The organism is Nesterenkonia sedimenti, assembly GCF_012641515.1.
GTDB classification, from domain to species: Bacteria; Actinomycetota; Actinomycetes; order Actinomycetales; family Micrococcaceae; genus Nesterenkonia; species Nesterenkonia sedimenti.
In genome coordinates this window covers 14,676-30,988 of sequence record NZ_JABAHY010000021.1, presented here as the reverse complement: position 1 = coordinate 30,988, position 16,313 = coordinate 14,676, and the positions used below count along the sequence as shown (strand labels likewise).

The 16,313-nt window shown below is 58.4% G+C and carries 15 protein-coding genes; 3 read left to right on the top strand and 12 right to left on the bottom strand.

Annotation, left to right across the window (positions count from 1 at the left end):
- Positions 1 to 1,487, bottom strand: a 1,487-nt coding sequence (locus HGQ17_RS13920) for an HNH endonuclease (protein ID WP_168888557.1), incomplete at its 3' end; no start/stop codon positions are given.
- A gap of 191 nt (positions 1,488 to 1,678) precedes the next feature.
- Here HGQ17_RS13920 and HGQ17_RS13915 point away from each other — a divergent pair.
- Positions 1,679 to 1,996 carry a hypothetical protein gene (locus HGQ17_RS13915; protein WP_168888556.1) on the top strand — a complete coding sequence of 106 codons (318 nt, stop codon included), beginning with the start codon at positions 1,679 to 1,681 and terminating at the stop codon, positions 1,994 to 1,996.
- Between the two features lie 78 nt (positions 1,997 to 2,074).
- Positions 2,075 to 2,257: a hypothetical protein gene (locus tag HGQ17_RS13910; protein WP_168888555.1), complete on the top strand. Its 183-nt coding sequence runs from the start codon at positions 2,075 to 2,077 to the stop codon at positions 2,255 to 2,257.
- Between the two features lie 269 nt (positions 2,258 to 2,526).
- On the opposite strand, the gene HGQ17_RS13905 is transcribed toward HGQ17_RS13910, so the two are convergent.
- The 4 genes from HGQ17_RS13905 to HGQ17_RS13890 all read right to left on the bottom strand — a co-directional run bounded on the left by HGQ17_RS13905 (position 2,527) and on the right by HGQ17_RS13890 (position 7,778).
- Positions 2,527 to 3,624, bottom strand: a complete 1,098-nt coding sequence (locus tag HGQ17_RS13905; RefSeq protein WP_168888554.1) for a hypothetical protein — start codon at positions 3,622 to 3,624, stop codon at positions 2,527 to 2,529.
- A gap of 118 nt (positions 3,625 to 3,742) precedes the next feature.
- Complete coding sequence (locus HGQ17_RS13900; RefSeq protein ID WP_168888553.1) at positions 3,743 to 5,404, bottom strand: hypothetical protein; 1,662 nt, start codon at positions 5,402 to 5,404, stop codon at positions 3,743 to 3,745.
- 12 nt (positions 5,405 to 5,416) lie between these two features.
- Positions 5,417 to 6,802, bottom strand: coding sequence for a polysaccharide pyruvyl transferase family protein (locus HGQ17_RS13895; protein WP_168888552.1), 1,386 nt, complete (start codon positions 6,800 to 6,802; stop codon positions 5,417 to 5,419).
- The gene (locus HGQ17_RS13890; RefSeq protein ID WP_168888551.1) at positions 6,792 to 7,778 is read right to left on the bottom strand and encodes a glycosyltransferase; all 987 of its coding nucleotides are present in this window, start codon (positions 7,776 to 7,778) and stop codon (positions 6,792 to 6,794) included. Before HGQ17_RS13890 ends, HGQ17_RS13895 begins: the two co-directional genes overlap by 11 nt.
- A gap of 796 nt (positions 7,779 to 8,574) precedes the next feature.
- Between HGQ17_RS13890 and HGQ17_RS13885 the strand changes: the two genes are divergently transcribed.
- The gene (locus HGQ17_RS13885; protein ID WP_168888550.1) at positions 8,575 to 9,357 is read left to right on the top strand and encodes a phosphotransferase; all 783 of its coding nucleotides are present in this window, start codon (positions 8,575 to 8,577) and stop codon (positions 9,355 to 9,357) included.
- Between the two features lie 283 nt (positions 9,358 to 9,640).
- Here the strand turns inward: HGQ17_RS13885 and pseI are convergent, their stop codons facing one another.
- From pseI to pseB, 7 genes are read right to left on the bottom strand one after another with little or no spacing between them, the layout of a single operon-like run.
- Positions 9,641 to 10,702 (bottom strand): pseudaminic acid synthase, encoded by a 1,062-nt coding sequence (gene pseI / locus HGQ17_RS13880; protein WP_168888549.1) that lies wholly within the window; start codon positions 10,700 to 10,702, stop codon positions 9,641 to 9,643.
- Positions 10,703 to 11,221 (bottom strand): UDP-4-amino-4,6-dideoxy-N-acetyl-beta-L-altrosamine N-acetyltransferase, encoded by a 519-nt coding sequence (gene pseH / locus HGQ17_RS13875; RefSeq protein ID WP_211090691.1) that lies wholly within the window; start codon positions 11,219 to 11,221, stop codon positions 10,703 to 10,705.
- Positions 11,214 to 12,380, bottom strand: coding sequence for a UDP-2,4-diacetamido-2,4,6-trideoxy-beta-L-altropyranose hydrolase (gene pseG, locus HGQ17_RS13870; protein WP_324615304.1), 1,167 nt, complete (start codon positions 12,378 to 12,380; stop codon positions 11,214 to 11,216). The genes pseH and pseG overlap by 8 nt, the downstream gene beginning before the upstream one ends.
- 2 nt (positions 12,381 to 12,382) lie before the next feature.
- Positions 12,383 to 13,075 carry a pseudaminic acid cytidylyltransferase gene (gene pseF, locus HGQ17_RS13865; RefSeq protein ID WP_168888547.1) on the bottom strand — a complete coding sequence of 231 codons (693 nt, stop codon included), beginning with the start codon at positions 13,073 to 13,075 and terminating at the stop codon, positions 12,383 to 12,385.
- A complete protein-coding gene (locus tag HGQ17_RS13860) occupies positions 13,075 to 14,163 on the bottom strand; it encodes a polysaccharide pyruvyl transferase family protein (protein WP_267873214.1) in 1,089 nt (362 codons plus the stop codon). The genes pseF and HGQ17_RS13860 overlap by 1 nt, the downstream gene beginning before the upstream one ends.
- Complete coding sequence (gene pseC / locus HGQ17_RS13855; RefSeq protein WP_168888545.1) at positions 14,160 to 15,314, bottom strand: UDP-4-amino-4,6-dideoxy-N-acetyl-beta-L-altrosamine transaminase; 1,155 nt, start codon at positions 15,312 to 15,314, stop codon at positions 14,160 to 14,162. Before pseC ends, HGQ17_RS13860 begins: the two co-directional genes overlap by 4 nt.
- Complete coding sequence (pseB, locus tag HGQ17_RS13850; RefSeq protein WP_168888544.1) at positions 15,314 to 16,312, bottom strand: UDP-N-acetylglucosamine 4,6-dehydratase (inverting); 999 nt, start codon at positions 16,310 to 16,312, stop codon at positions 15,314 to 15,316. The genes pseC and pseB overlap by 1 nt, the downstream gene beginning before the upstream one ends.
- Position 16,313: the final 1 nt, after the last annotated feature.

Sequence of the window (16,313 nt, the reverse complement as noted above, 5' to 3'; positions counted from 1 at the left end):
AGCGGCAGAGGTCTCTCACCCCCACTCGATCCAACAGCGCCTCGTGGCGCACGACAGGCCTTGCAGAGAGTCTGGAGATTCTCACCGGTGGTAGCCCCACCGGTTTCGAAGGACTGTTTATGGTCAATCTCCGCTAACCACCCAGGCTGAGTGCACCCAGAAGTCTGGCACTGACCATCCCGAATCAGCACCGCATTCCGCTGATGATCCCGAGCAGTACGAGATTCGTACGTCATAGTGAGCAGATTCTGAGCCTCGGGGTCTGTCTTGCTGACCCACTGGTCAATGTCCTCCGTACGGGTGGAGGCAGGTGTGGTCCGCGCCTTGGTGACGGTGAGGACTTCACCGACCCCGGTAGAGGTCCCCTCTTCAGCATCAGCCCCTGTACTGACGCCCTTGGCCACACCGACTGCGTACCAGTCATGCTTCGCACTGCTATCCGCGGCGATAGCACGAGCCTCACTAGCGGGCAGCATCCAGGTCCGATCCCAACTAATGACGGGATCATCAGACTCACCAGTCAGTGTCTTAACAGGAACAAGGATCCCAATCTTCGCCGCACCGGCTCCTGTGGGCTCGGGGATGGAGTTCGAGGGCGGTGAAGTTGGTGAGTCTGCTGCGGCGGTGGGCGTGGGGTCATTGGGAGTTTCGCCCGTGGAGGTGAGTCCAGTGGTATCAGCCCAGGGCAGGGGCTGGTGACCCTGCGAGTCGGCCCCTTCGGGCGAGGCGGCTTCAGCAGGAGATGTCACGAACTCACCCTGTAGCCCTCGGGTCAGGGCGTTGGTGAAGATGTCTGCCATCCGCTGAGTGTGAGTCCTTTCCTCAGTGGAGCCAGCATCATCCACCTGGTTCGTACTCTTGCGTGGCTTATTCCGGGCCATCGAATACAGCATCTGCTCAATCCGCGCCGCAGCAACGGTAGAGATAAGCCCATGGAACTTCGTGGAGCCATCACCCTGAGGCTCGAAAGCCACATAATGCTTATGTTTCGACCGTTCGTAGCGTTCCTCATAAGCCTTCACATCCAGCTCAGGAACCCGCTGTTTCAGCCAGTTATCCAGCTCCGCGGAGTTCAGATCACGAGCCTTCGTAATCAGCTCCCCATCCAACGTCTCCAGCAATTCGTGCCGGTGTGAGATCCCCTCAATAGCCCGGTTGACCTTATGAACAGAAGCAAGATCAGCCTCACCCTCCAAATAGAGGGCGTGCGTTGCAGGGAGCTTCTCAGCCACTGCTTCCACAGCGCCAATTAGTCGACGCACTTCAGGCAACGGAACCCCCAGCGCTTCGGCGCATTCACGGTAAACACTCTTCTCAAACGCGTGAGTGGAGAAGGAGTGATCCCCCTTCATCTCGTCCATGCGCAGACTCTTATAGACCAGCAGCTGAGAAACCTTCTCAGCCTGCTCCCTCAGTTCACGCTTGTGGTGGTCACGGGCAGCTTCGAGCACCGAGTGCTCCTCAGGTGTCGAAGTTTTCTTGCCCATGTTCCAAGTCTAGTAGAACACAGATTCGAATTCAATAGCTTGAAGAAGAAAAGTTCGCAATTCTGCGGACATCAATCTGACCAGCAAAAACTTGCCAACACGCCCTCCACAAACTCCTCAAAGCACCAATCCGATGCAGCAGAAGCACCCCACTACCCCCTGACGATTCATATAAGAGCTCCAGACCCTTTATGGACAGCATCATGGCCCCGGTGACAGGAATCCTCCTGCTGAGCCTCGGCATTGCCAGCGGCTTCGCCTCAGACTGGCCGCCTGCGGTTGGCGAGATTATGCTCGCCGTCGGCGGCGTCGTTACCCTGCCCGCCGTTCTCGGAAAGAGATGGGCCGATGAGGACCACCCCCGAGGCGACTCAAGATCGAACACCACCCAGGTGCAGGCAACCTTCTGGCACCAGCATCGCGAACTCATCACCTATCTCACGGCAGCTCTTGCCGTGTTTGGCGCGGGCCTCATGCTCTCCGAGAGCATCGCCGAGACTTGGCTCTGATCAACCCCTTCATGAATCCTGACCCGGGGCGCGGCAGAATTCGCCGATGTCGAGGACGGGCATATCGTGGAGCTCGCCATGTCCAACTCAGATGGGGACCCAGGCGAGGGCCGCTGGTGGGTTATGGCAGATTCCGATGAGGGCGTCGTCGCCGTCGTCGAGCTCATGGGCGTTGGGCTGGAGGACGAGGACTTCCAACAACTGGAGGACTCCCTGGAATTCGACCCCAGTGTTGAGCTCGACGTCAGCCAGCTGGACTAATCCCCCACCGACGCTCCAACTGGCACCGCACCCTTACCCCGCGGAGCCTGCGCTGCCGTGGAGGGATAGAAGGCATCTAGGATTGCCGCTGCTGCCGGCCGCGGCTTCCCCTCCCGGGGAAAGTGGTGCATGGAGATCATCGGCCGCGGATTGACCTCCAGAACGGTGGGCTCCACCCCATTGCCTGCGCGCGGTAACAGAATGTCCAAACCGGCTAACCGCAGCCCGGGGAACGGCGTGATGATAACCGAGCTTGGTGTCTGGAAAGTTCAGCTGCTCTTTGCGAGGTCGTAACCCTGACGCTTGCCGTAACGTACGACTTCCCGGATCAACGGTGAGGCGTCCGATTTCTCCACGGCGTTGCGCCAGGCACGCTTGCGCAGCCGCTTCCACACCTCGAGGTCAAACATCTTGTGGTACCGGTCCAGTACCCCGGCGATGTCGAGGGTGAGCATGGTGCGCCGGCATTTCCAGCACTTGGAGCAGTTCGTGGAGTTCTCGCCCGGGGAGATGCAGACATCGAGACCTTCGAAGGTGGCGGGGATGTCCACCAGAGCAACAGTCTTCTGCACGCGGGTGAAGGGCGAACCGACTGAGCGCAGCATGAGGTTCGACGTCGACAACAGAGGCAGGGAGGCGATATCCGACTCCCCCATGGAGCGAGTCGCCCGGATGCGGACGGAGGAGTATTCGTAGGCGGAGGCGTAGTAGAAGCCCCGCACACCGTCCTGCAGGAGCCAGGGCACCGAGGCGTTCCGCACCGTGTGGGTGCTCATGTACTGCTCGTTGCGGTAGAGGTACTCCATATTGCTCATCACGGGGATGACGGGGAGTCCCACATGCTTGGCCAGGCTTCGGATGTTCTTCAGCCGGCGTTCGAACCGGTCGGTGCCGCCCTTTCCGTGGGAGCCGAGGTCGTTGTACAGCAGGTGGTTGACCTTCAGGGATTCAGGCACGTTATCTGCGTAGTAGTACTGGGCCAGCACCTGCCAAGAGTCCACACCGGCGGAGAAGCCGGTGATGACGCCTTCGCGCTGTCCAGGCTCCGCGGGGGCCGGGTTCTCCGCGGTGATGCTGATGCGGTGCAGCTTCCGTTTCTGCTTGCGCAGCAGGGCCTGGTAGTCACCCTGGAGCTGGAAGAGCAGCTCATCGGTGACAGTTCCCTCCACCTCGATGTCCTCACCGCGGCGCATCGCCGGCAGGAGAGCGACCACCAGGGCCGCATCGGACCGCGTGGAGACCCAGGATTCGTATTCGCTGGGGACCTGGAAGGTGAGAGTGAACTGCTCGCCGTCGCTTCGGGTGAGATCAGCGGAGTAGATGAGCTGGTCGCCTTGGTGCTCCAACTGTGGGAGGTCGATCTTCACGGATTTTCTCCTCGAAGGTTAGGCGACGGGGCGGCCAACCCGGCATTTTTGGGAACGACACGGGCGTCTTGAACATTAGAGGAGGCTCAAACGCGGGCGCAACTTGATGAAGCCGCTTTCAGCGCAGCACGCCGGCCTTCTCCACGGCCGCAAGATAGGTCTCAGTATCGTGTTTCAGCACGTCGGCGGCGCGGCCCTGGGCGGTGAGAACTCCTGCGGACTGCAGCGCCTGTGTGAACTGCAAGTCGAATCGGATGTCGTGGGCGGCGACGATGTCGTTGATATGCGAGCCGGGTCCGAAGCTGTCCTGGGGGCGCCAGCCGGTAGTGAACATCTGGTTGCCGGTGTAGAAGTCGGAGTTGAAGATGCAGATCTCAGCGGGCTGGAACTGCAGCAGGTCATAGGCCATGCGCTGAATGCCCAGCTGTCCGCCGGCCGGGCACAGGGCGTAGTCGTGCCGGTAGAACCGCAGCCACTGGTGGTTCCGCTCGGCGTAGGCGGCGTAGGTGAAGGGCCGGGCGTTGACCATCTGCAGGTCCCCGCGTGTGACCGCCGCTTCGGCCTCGGCCAGCAGCTGTTCCATATCGAACCCGGAGTAGTAGGTGATATCAGTGCGGCTGCCCATAGTTGCGGTATGGGCAGCAACGAACTCCGGTTGGTAGCGAGGACGGACGACGACGTCGTAGGAGTCGATGATCTCCCCCAGCCTGTCTCCGGTGTCAGCAGGTCCGACGACGGCGACGCGCTTCCCGCCGATCAGTTCGGCCATGCGTTCCTCACCGGGGAGGGGGTTCTGCTGGCGCAGTTCGGCGGAGTAGTTGTAGTAGGCCTGCAGCTGCCCGCTGAGGATGAGCGCATCGGCGCGCATTTTCTGCAGTCGTTGGGTGGACCGGGGGTCGTCTTTGGCCCAGCGCTGCATTTCGATCAGTTGGACAGCGACCTCGGGCGCTCCGGTGTAGACCAGGGCTTTGATGAGGTTGCGCAGTTTGGTCAGTTCCTCACCGACCGGTTTGACCAGGTGTTCGGCGATCCGGCGTTGCATGCCCAGTTGGCGTAGCCGGAAGCCCAGCCGGAAGTGCCCGGCGAATTGGATCCGCATCAGCACGAGGGTCAGCACGGTGGGTTTCAGGTGCCGGCCGTTGTTGGCCATCTCCTCCAGGGTAGTCACGATCTCCTCGGCCTGCTCGGCGGTGATAGTTGCGGCTTCGGTGTGATCAGCGGCGAAGAGCGCATCGAGCCGTTTGCGCAGGGCGGGGTTTCGGTAGGGGGATCCGCCTTTCTTCAGCGGTTCCAGCTGGCGGACGGCTGCCCAGATACGTGGCCATTGCATACTTCCCCGGGCGCCTACGGAGACTAACCGGGCCAGCCCCCGGCGGTAGGTGGGGTTGATGGTGAGGACTTTCTCCCAAGTGACCAGGGCGGCGTCGAACTCTCCATCCACCCGCTGGAGTTCGGCGAGTTTCTTGGCAGCATCCACGGAGAAGTCCTCGGCCTGCACGGCTGCCTGGAAGTGTGCTCGGGCATTATCCCGGTTGCCGGCCTGCTGCCAAGCGCTGCCGATCTCGTGGTGGGCCTCAGCAGCATCAGCGCCTTCCAGTCCCTCGGCCTTCAGCCGGCTGAGTGTCTCCTCGGCCTCCTGCAGGTGGCGGATGGTCTCCGCGGTGGCCTCAGGCGTCTCAGCGGGGGTGAGCCCCACAATCCAGTCCTGGGTCATCCCGCTGCGGGCACCCAGAGCGGCAGCGGCGGCCTCGATGTGCTGGCGGATCTCCGATATGCCCATATGTGCGGGGCCTCAGGGGTGGGCGATCCGGTAGGCGGCGCGCACATCGGCCATGAAGCGTTCCTCGGCAGAGATTTTGTTCCATCGGAACCGGGGCTGGAGGGGCGCCACGGGGTTTTTGGCCGATTGGAGGGGGAAGGCGTTCTGCAGGGCGTCGAGGTCGATGCCGAGGGCGGGCAGGGCGGCCTGCTCGGCCAGCTGCGCGAAGGGCAGGGTGAGGAATTCGTCCACGGAGGCGGAGTGGCTGGCCACCGTTTCGGGGTCGGCGAGAGTGGAGAAGAAGTCGTCGAATTTGAACCGCGCTCCGCCGATATTCCGGTCGGGGGCGTAGAGCCAGACCCAGGGCACTCCGTAGGCCTGGGCGATGATGATTCCGTGCAGGGATGAGGAGATGCAGACTTTGGATGCGGCGATCTGGCTGATCACATCCCGGAGATCCCCATGAACGTCGACGACGTGCACGGCCTCCTCGGTTTTGGTATCCACTGCGTTTTGGAAGGCCGCGGCGTCGCCGGCGTGGTGTTCGATGTGTTTGAAGTGCGGGACAAAGCTGATCTTGCCCTCGGCCTGAGGCCGGGGTTCGGGGGTGTAGAACCGGGGGCAGAGCAGGGCGGGGTCGCCATAGATTTCGGGGACATCCCAGCCGAGCTGTTCGATGAGCAGTTCTCGGGTGAGTTTGCCGCGGACCGCGTGGACGGTGACTGAGGAGATCTTCTCGAGGCCTTCGCGTTCCTCTTGGCCGAGTTTGCGCATCAGCCCCGCACCCCAGATCTCGGCTTCGCTGGTGGCTGAGGTGGGCAGCATATGGATGATGGAGCCGACAGTGGCGGTCATCCGGCCGTGGTCGATTTTGGAGTAGCGGCTGTTGATCATCCGCCGGCCAGTGAGTTCTTGGACCAGCCAGGGGCCGATCTGGTCGCCGAAGTTGGAGCGGACATCGGCCCAGAACCCGTAGACGTCGTTCTCTCCGGGAGTCTTCTCCCCTGCGCCCAGCTGCTGGCGCAGTTCGGCTTCTTCGGTGACGGTCTGGATCCATGCGGCCACGGACTTCATGATCCGTTTGGGGGCGGTGTCCTGATCAAAGGTGGCCAGCACATGGTGTTCATTGGGTAGGGGCACCAGGCGGGCGGCCCCGAGCAGCACTCGGCGCAGGGCTTGTTTGCTGGCTTTGTTGAAGGCCCGCATCTTCAGCACCAGGGTCTCGTCTTCGATCCGGAGATAGGCCACCGCATCCCCGGTGGTCAGGCTGAAGGGGAAGCGGATGAGCTTCCGGCTGCTGATGATCTCTGGTTCCACTCCCTGGGCGATCAGGCTAGGGGTGGTGCGTGCCGCGGATTTCAGCTGACTGAGCAGGGTACGTTCGGGGGATCCTGCGGATTTGCTGCGCTTATTCGCCATTGGTCCCCTCCGCGGCACCGGCTTCTGCGAGTTTTTCGACCTTCTTGAGGAGTTTAAGCAGTTCCAGGGGAGCCATGGGCCGCTGGTCGGTGTACTCGGCGAATCCGTGGATGTGCTGGGCCTGCTGCAGCCACATCTCGCGCAGAAGCAGCGGGGAGATTTCACCGCGCCGTTCGGCCATCCGAAAGTGGCGGGCCTCAAGGGGTTTCCAGGGTTTGAGGTTGCCGTTGTAGTGGATGATGCGGATATCGGCCTCGGGCTCGAATTTGGATTTGAAGGGCCTGGCGAACCGGTTCATGGAGGCCGGCAGTCCGCGGAATCCATCGCCGTAGTCCTGGGAGACTGCAGCGAGAGCGATCTGTTCGGTGGCGTGCATCTTGGGGGCTACTTCCATCAGTGCCCCATAGGCCTTGAGAAATTCGTCGAAATAGTTGCCCCGCTGCAGCGCCTGGTTGTCGAAGAATGCCACACCCACGTTGATCTTCTGGACGGTGGGGAATTCCCGGCAGGTAAGTTCTGTGAACTTCTGGGCGACCTCATCGCTGGGGGCCTTATAGGTGGGTTTCAGCCGCCGGTAGCTGACCTTATGTCCGCCTGCCAGGGCGCGGTCGACGATGTTCTGGAATCCGGCCACGCAGACGACGTCGTAGTCGATCTTCAGGGAGTATTGATGCCCCAGGGTGGCCAGGTGTTCGGGCATGGCCCAGTTGAGGAAGACTTCGGCGGGCCAGCGGCCCTCTTTCATCAGGGGCATGGACTTCACCCGGTTGAAGTCGGGAACGTCGCGGGCGTCGATAAATTCGATGCCTAAGCGGTCCATGAGTTCGGCGTGCTCATCGGTGAGGTCGGCGCCGTCGAAGGTGATCACGCGGTGGAAGGCACCGGGGTTGTGGTCTTCGATGGATTTGAGAGCGACGACGGCGGGGAACACAATCCTGTGGTCTCCTGCCGCGTATGCCACGACACGCTCGGCCAATGCGCCTCCCCTATATCTGTAACTAGTGACCGCAGATCATGCTACCGGAGGCTGAGTGGAGGGGGTCGAACGCCCTGATCGGCGGGCCGCACTCTCATTGAAACCTCATGTGTCTCTCATTTTTGTCTCATGAACGCAGGACAGGATAGATCCTCATGACCGTGATCGGATTGAGCAGCGAGGACCGGCAGCTGCTGCAGAACATTGATTTCAGCCGGGATGTGTCCCTGGATTTTTAGTTGTACCTGGAGAAGTATCCGGTGCGTTGGCATGACCTGTTTGCTGTGCGGGTCTCGGAGACTGAGAACGCTGTGACCCTGTGGCTGCCTAAGCGCCGACTGCAGGTTTCGCATGGGGCCGGTGGTGAGCATGTGGTGCTCTTCGAGCAGGATCTGCATCCGAGGTATCTGCCGTTGAACACCTGGCTGAAGGTCTCCGTGCATCGGACGGTGACCAAGGAGGCCACTCATTTGGAGATGAGTATCGCTGGTGGTCGGGCGAGGTTTGAGACCAGTGAGGATGTTGCTCATCCCGCTGGGGAGCTGCCACATACCTTTGCTGAGGGCCAGCGTCCTGCGGCTGCTCTGATCTCGGATAAGGAGCATATTGGGTTGATCTCGGGGTTCCGGTTCGAGGGGTTCCATGAGCATTTCTTGGCCTGGGAGCAGGGTCGGGTGGTCTCTGATGCTGCCGCCGCGGTGCCCCTGCGCCATGAGATGACCCGGGTGAATCGTGGCATGAGAATGAGGGTGTTTTCCTGCATTCGCTGCGGACTTTCGGGGAGAACCAGTTCCAGGTGGTGGAGAAGAAGACCCGTAAGCCTTTGGAGATTGAGCTGGTGCGGTTCCTGCAGGATTATCAGCCCCATGATGCGGCTCTGCGTCAGGTGTTCCCGATGGTGCATTGGGCTGATGAGCAGGATGGCTTCATGACCTATGTCATGGAGTATGTGCCGGGGTCCTGGGATCGGCGGCGCAGCAATATTCTGGAGGTCTTTGATCTCGTCTTGGAGAACCTCATGGATCTGGAGGCGATCGGGAAGTCCTATGATCTCTCCACTGTGTTGCCGGATACCCGCGGGGATTTCGACCGGTTGTTGGCCGAGTTGGTGGAGGATCCGGATTTCCGGCCGGTGAAGCGCCGACTGAGGGCTTACCGGGGACTGTGTCAGGAGCTGGCTGCGCACCGGACTGTGCTGGCCCATAACGATATTTGGGGTGCCAATATTGCGGTGCCAACGGGGTCGACGACGTCACGGCTGATCGATATCGGTCGGGTGGCCAAGAACTATGTGGGCGCTGATCTCATTCACTTCCGTAGGCATTACGGGGAGGACAAGAAGCTGTGGGCTGAGCTGGTCTCGAAGTATGCCCGAGCTTTTGGGGAGTCCCCGGAGCAGGTGGAGACCGGCGCGATTGCCTATGCCGCCCAGCGGGAGATCGAGAGTCAGCTGCGGCTGCGGGATCGCGGCATCAAGCTGAAGACTGGCCGGTTGTCCTCGCTGCTTTCGGCCCTACCCCTGAATCTGAGTGAGGGATCGGACCACTCCCCTGATTCAGGACCATGTCTGGCCGTGTGAGCTTCATCCGGGGAGGCGGCTGAACACCAGAAGGATAAGCAGCAGCACAACGACGACGACCGCGAGCACTGACTTCCAATTCATGTGGCCAGTGTAGGCGGGTTCAAAATGTGTCGCATGAACAATTTCTATATCCCTCTAATCCCAGCCCACTCAGACGTAGATCAAATCCTTGAAAATGTGAGGGAATTGCCTGCATAATCTCGACTAGCTCACGCCAACTTACTGTGCCCGAATGACTAATTGCTCAGAATCGTATTGTGCTGCGTCGCCTTACAGGTGGTCACAGACGGACAACGCCCCGCGTTACCGGGGTATTCGCCGCAACGTCCTCCAATATTGTTCCGCCAATCACCTGGTCCAGCATCTTAGGTGGCAAACCGAATCCCGGGCGCACGCTCCGCACATCCTCCGGTTTCACCACATCACCTGCCTTCAGGTCTGACACAAAGTAGAGTGACCGGCGGAACTGTGCGTTCCCGGTCTCACTAGACTTGCGCCCATAGTCGACATTGCCTAGTGCACTCCATGCAATCTTGGTATCACGACACAGTGCCTGAAGTTCGCGCGGTTCAAGTGAGAAGCTATCGTCAGGCCCTCCACCGGACCGGTCAAGGGTCACATGCTTTTCAATAAGAGACGCGCCCATAGCCACGCTTGTGAGGGCTGTGGTGTTGTCGATTGTGTGGTCAGACAGTCCAACCAAGACACCGTATTTCTCACGCATATCCGCGATAGTTCGAAGGTTGTAGTCCTCTGCGGGCGCAGGATACCCACTAACGCAGTGAAGTATCGCCAAGGAAGCGCAACCGGCACCTTGGGCCGCCTCGATCGCCTCCGCAATTTCCTCAGCATCCGCCATTCCCGTAGAGATAATCATCGGCTTGCCGGTCTGAGCGACATATTTGATCAGAGGCAGGTCAACGGCCTCGAAGGACGCGATCTTGTACGCCGGGGCTCCAAGCTCCTCAAGAAGATCCACCGCGGAGTGATCGAATGGAGAGCTGAAGATTGTTATTCCGCATTGTGCGGCATAATCAAACAGAGGTTTATGCCAGTCCCACGGCATGTGCGCCTCTTGATAAAGATCGTACAAAGTGCGCCCGTCCCATAGCCCGCCGGAAATCCGGAAGTCCGGACCATCACTCTTCAACGTAATAGTGTCGGGGCGGTACGTCTGCAACTTGACCGCATCTGCGCCCGCATTCTTGGCCTCATCGATGATCCGAAACGCGTTCTCGATTTTTCCATTGTGGTTCGCAGACAGCTCGGCAATGATGTAGGGCGGTTGATTCGCCGAAATTTCCCTACCGTCGATCACGATGGAACTAGCGTGCTCCGTCAACTATGCTCCCCTTCCTTGATCCCATTCAGACGCCAGGAGGCCGAAACCGATCGCATCCCAATATCGCTGGCCATCATGGTAATGGTCACGCAAATGGGCTTCTTTCGTGAAACCAAGTTTGCTGTGCAGTCGCTGCGATGGAACGTTCACTTCGAGCACCTCTCCGTAAATTTTGTGCAGCTCGAGGTCTTCGAAAGCATACGCTAAAGATCGCTCACACAGCACTGTCCCCGTACCTCTGGGAGCAGCAGGGGCACGAAAGAATCCCCATTGTGCGCGTCCAGATTCCTCTGACTCGATATGGAGCCTCAGAAACCCTTGCGGTGCGCCATCTAGCTCTAAGATCAGCAGATGGTCGCTTGCGCTCTCTGTCATACGCTCGAACCACTGTCGGTGCTCATCGAGTGATATCTCATGGCGGGTATACATAAACTGCCTTGTAGTTGGAGCATTTCGCCATTCCAGAACCGGCTCCAAGTCTGACTCTTCCATCACCCTCAGTTGGGCTGTCTCACTCATTCAACAACTCACTTCCAAGCAGCACTTCCGATACTCGTTCAACACCTCGCCCGTCGACGAGCTGGGCTGCACGTTGGCTCATCTCCCGACGGCGAGCGTCATCGGCAATTACCCTCCAAGCATGTGTGAGCGAAGCTGGCAGGTCATCCATGTCCAGCCGGCGCGCCACCCCTGCCTCCTCAAGCTTATCGGCAAGTCTCCGTTGGTTTTCTGCAAGAACAGCAACGATGGTCGGCAACCCCATGCAACAGCGTTCCCAACTGGTCCCCCCGCCTGCTCCTATCGCCACATCAGCTTCTGACATGATCTTGGCCATCTTCGATGTCCCTGCGTGGACAGTTATACGCCAGGGAGACTTAGACGCCGTTTGCTGCACGGCCTCTAAGTGGGGCGCAGTGGGGCCCATAACGACGTCCACGGTGAAACTCTCGTTTACATCAGTGAGGGTCTCTAAAGCCACCAACAGCTGCTCGGTGAAGTTGTCCTTATCGACACCCCCTAGATTGATAAGAAGGCGGGACACCCCATTTTCAGTCTGCTGTTTACGAGACAAGCTCGTTTTGCGATGCTGAGCGAACTCAGGGCGCAGGAGGCTATAGGTAAGCCCAGCCAGAACACTGGAGTTCGTTGGAATGAGTCCTTCGTAGTCTTCTTCCCTTCGCCCAAGGTTCTGATCAAGTACGACGTCGGCAGCATGATGACGGTCGGCCAGGTCATCAATAACCATCAACCCGGAATGAGGGTGCGCCCGCCTTAGCTGTTCTTCCCAACGACGATCAATGCCGTAGTGATCAACGACGATCCAATCGATCGCCAGTCCCCTGGTCGCCTCAATCGTTTCGGAGGCATCTCGTTCCCAACCGCCTGCTAACCAAGCCTCGTACAAGAAGCTCGCCGCTGGCAGGTCACAGTTAGCACCCTCAACCAAGGGACGGAGATCAAAGACTTCGTATCCTCGCAGTCGCGTTTGATTAATCAAGTCCCCAGGAAGGTTGCGGGATACGAAAATGCACCGGTGACCCCGTGCACTCAACTCATCCGCCAAAGTCAGACACCGCATTACGTGGCCGCTTCCGATTTGGACCGATGCGTCAGCTCGAATTAGGAAAGTTCTAGCCCCGTCCGGCGCTGCCGCCCCAGTGGTCCCTACCCCCTCCACCTTCACGAACCGTTCTCCCCCAACTGGGTGAACAGCAGTTCGGCCCGCAACCAATCCTCCGGCGTATCAATATCCTGCACACGATGGCGCGGCAGGGCGATCGGCAGTGGATTCGAACTGAAAATTGGCCGCTGCTCTAGCCAGGTCTTTGCCTGCCCAAAGTAAAACTGTCCGGCATCATGCCATGCCTCTTCAAGATCTTGTGAGCGCGCCAACTCGTGCTCAGGAAAGATCGGCTCCATCCTGCCATCTGGCCGTACACGGAGAGCTCGTTGGATAGGGAAAGCGAACGTCGTCACTGAGAAGGCATAGTCACACTCCGGCGCACTTAGGAACTCACCATGTCCCCGTCTCAAGTCCTCTGGTTTCACAAAAGGCGCTGTGGCATAAAGGCAGCAAACCGTCTCGTCCGACGAAAGGACCAGTTCTTCCACTGCATGAGCTATGACAGGCACAGTACCGGCGAAGTCTCCTGCTAAATCTGCCGGACGCTTAAATGGAACTTCAGCCCCATACTCGACAGCAATGCCAGAAATCTCAGGATCGTCCGTGGAAACCACCACTCGACTGAAGACTTCAGATTCGAGTGCCGCTCGAATTGACCACGCGATCATGGGCAGCCCGTGAAAGTCGAGAACATTCTTGCGAGGAATTCGCTTGCTCCCTCCACGGGCCGGCAGTACACAGACACTCATTACGCATCCTCCGACAATCGAGCAATGACTTTTTCTACCCTTGCTTCCGCAGCTTGGCTATATTGGGTGAGCTCTTCACCCAGACCCTCGAACCTCTCGAATCCTGACTCGATGTCCCGGCGAACCAGAGCAAGGAGTTCCTGCGGCGCCACCACAGATGCCTGAGAGGCCACTCTCTCCGCATCTTTGTCCACTGGCGTCGGCAGTGGATAGTTGGGAACAGTAAGCCGCCTAGACATAGTCAGCCCATAGTCAGTGCCGCGACCATCCTGCTCCAGCAGATAGGAGGGTTTTCGCTTCTTGAGGGCAGTCACGTGACCATGCACACGGTAACCAACATGAATGTCACCCCTCTCATAGGCCGCTAATCCCTCTTCTGGATCTTCGAAGATAGGCTCGCATTCGATCCATTTGGACGCACAGTAGTCTGCGATTTCGGGATTCAACCCGTGAAGGACCACTTTGATCGACGCCTTTGGGAACATACGCATGAGTCCGCTGATCAATGCATCGAAGGATTCCATGTACTGGGGAGCCCTGTGGGGATCTGACACAAGAATCGTATTAATCTGGCTTGGTCTCGTAACAGGTAAACCATGGCGCCCTGGTTCGTAAAAGGCTAAGTCCCCTTCGAACCGTGACTTACTGAGACCAAGCTGTCGGCAGAACTCCTGCGTTAACACCCCTCGAGTCGTGAACTCCGTTGCAGACGTCGCCACCTCCCGCAATAGATGTACGGTGTCTTCATCGAGCCCCCCGTACAGGTTCTCCGTTCCAGACACTCTCAAGTCTGTTCCGGCCGCATGGACTGAAAACCGCACATCGTGCTCTACCAACTTGGATGCAAACGGATAGATGGAATCCCCCATCTGCGGCCGAATCGCCAAGCACGCGAAAAACACGTGGTCAGCGGCCATAATTGTATCTTTGACAGCTTCCCAAGAGTCACCTCGCCAAACGGTAAGGATTGAAGGTTCGACTTTGGACAGCCTTCTGATCATCGCAATCAGGGACTGCGTAATCAGAAAGTCTCCGATGTTCTTCGACCCGTGCTCCGGATAGGTGGACACGACAACGAAATGTCTCATTTCAAGGCCAAAGCCTCTTCCAACGCTGCGACAACTTGCTCCACCTGCTGGTCAGACATGCTCGGATACATCGGCAAGGAAATGGCTTCGCGATAGTATTCTTCCGCCGCTGGGAAGTCGCCCCATCCGAAACCTCTCGCGCGGTACCAGGGCTGGGTGTGAACGGGGATGTAATGTACGTTCACACCTATTTCACGTTCACGAAGCCCCTCAAAGACCTTGCGCCGATCATGGGAGGGGTCAATCCGAATAGGGTACAAGTGAAGACCCGAATACCTTTGAGATGCTCGGTAGGGTCTAGTCACGGGAAACCCCTCTAGCAGACTGTCATACAAATCGGCCAGCTCGTGACGTCTCGACACATACTCATCCAAACGCTCAAGTTGCGAAAGTCCCAGCGCCGCCTGCAAGTCAGTCATTCGGTAGTTAAAACCAAGTTCAACTTGTTCGTAGTACCAGGGACCTGGAGGTTCCTGCTGCAACTGCTCCGGCGCCCGGGTGACCCCATGACTCCGAAACAACCGCATGCTTTGAGCGAGCGATTCGTCGTTGGTCAGTGCGAGACCACCCTCTGCTGTCGTGACTATCTTGACAGGGTGAAAGCTGAAGATGGTGACGTCGCTGAAGTTTCCGGACCCCACATATTCATCCTGGTATTTACCACCGACAGCATGTGATGCGTCCTCAATAATGCGGAACCCATATTGGTTACTGAGGTCCCTAATCTGCTCCATATCACACGGTTGACCGGCGAAATGCACAGCCACAAGCACCTTAGGCAGTCGGCCATTGTCTGCTGACTCCCGCAGCTTTGCCCGCAGCGCTTCTACGCTGAGGTTGTATGTCCGGGCATCGATATCAACAAAGTCGACATCAGCGCCACAATACAACGCGCAGTTTGCGGAAGCGACAAAGGTGTTAGGGGTGGTCCAAAGGATGTCGCCCGACGCTACCCCCAGCGCTTTACAAGCAATATGGAGCGCAGAGGTTGCGCTGTTAACTGCAATACCGTGGGTGGCCCCAACCTTTTCCGCGACGGCCCGCTCGAATGCTGGCACTTTAGGCCCCTGCGTCAAGAAGTCCGACCGAAGAACTTCAATTACGGACTCAATGTCCTCCTGGCGAACATCCTGGCGACCATAGGGAATCATCAAATACTCCCAATCTTGCTCCAGTTGGAGTCGATCCAATTCTTGAGCTCAGAGGGTTCCATCCAATCAGGGTTGTTATCACTGGCATAGATGAAATCGCGGGAAACCGGCTCACCGTCCTTGATCCGGTTCGCATCCTTATCCCAGCTGTTAATGGCTGGGAGAATCTTAAAGTGCTCGTCGTACTCATAGGTGTACGGAGCATCTTCTGAACCGATCATCTGCTCGTGCAGCTTCTCTCCTGGCCTGATTCCCACAACTTCCTGCTCTGCATCAGGCGCAATTGTCTTCGCGAGCTCGGTCACCTTCATCGAGGGGATCTTCTTGACGTAGATCTCGCCGCCCTCCATATCTTGGAACGCATGCCAAACTAATTCCACGCCCTGCTCGAGGGAGATCATGAATCGTGTCATGTCTGGGTGGGTGATTGGCAAGCTTCCCTTCTCCCGCTGTGATAGGAAGAACGGGATTACAGAACCTCTGGAGCCCATCACGTTGCCATAGCGAACAACGGAGAAGCGCGTATCGTGCCCACCGGCATAGGAGTTTCCAGCCACAAAAAGCTTATCGGAAGTGAGCTTAGTAGCACCGTAAAGATTCACGGGGCTACTCGCTTTGTCTGTCGACAGCGCAACCACTCGCTTAACACCCTTATCAATGCAGGCATCAATGAGGTTCATCGCACCCATGACGTTCGTCTTGACGCACTCGAAAGGATTGTATTCAGCAGTTGGAACAATTTTGGTCGCTGCCGCATGGACTACATAGTCCACCCCATCTAATGCTCGATAAATTCGCTCCCGGTCACGAACATCGCCAAGGAAGAACCTAACCCGAGGATCATCCTTGAAGAGCTTCGCCATCTCCCACTGCTTCATCTCGTCGCGGGACAGAATGATGATCTTCTTCGGGTTGTACTTCTCGAGGGTCATCGGAACGAATTTATGCCCGAAAGATCCAGTCGCCCCAGTAACGAGAATCGTTGAGTTCTCCAGCACT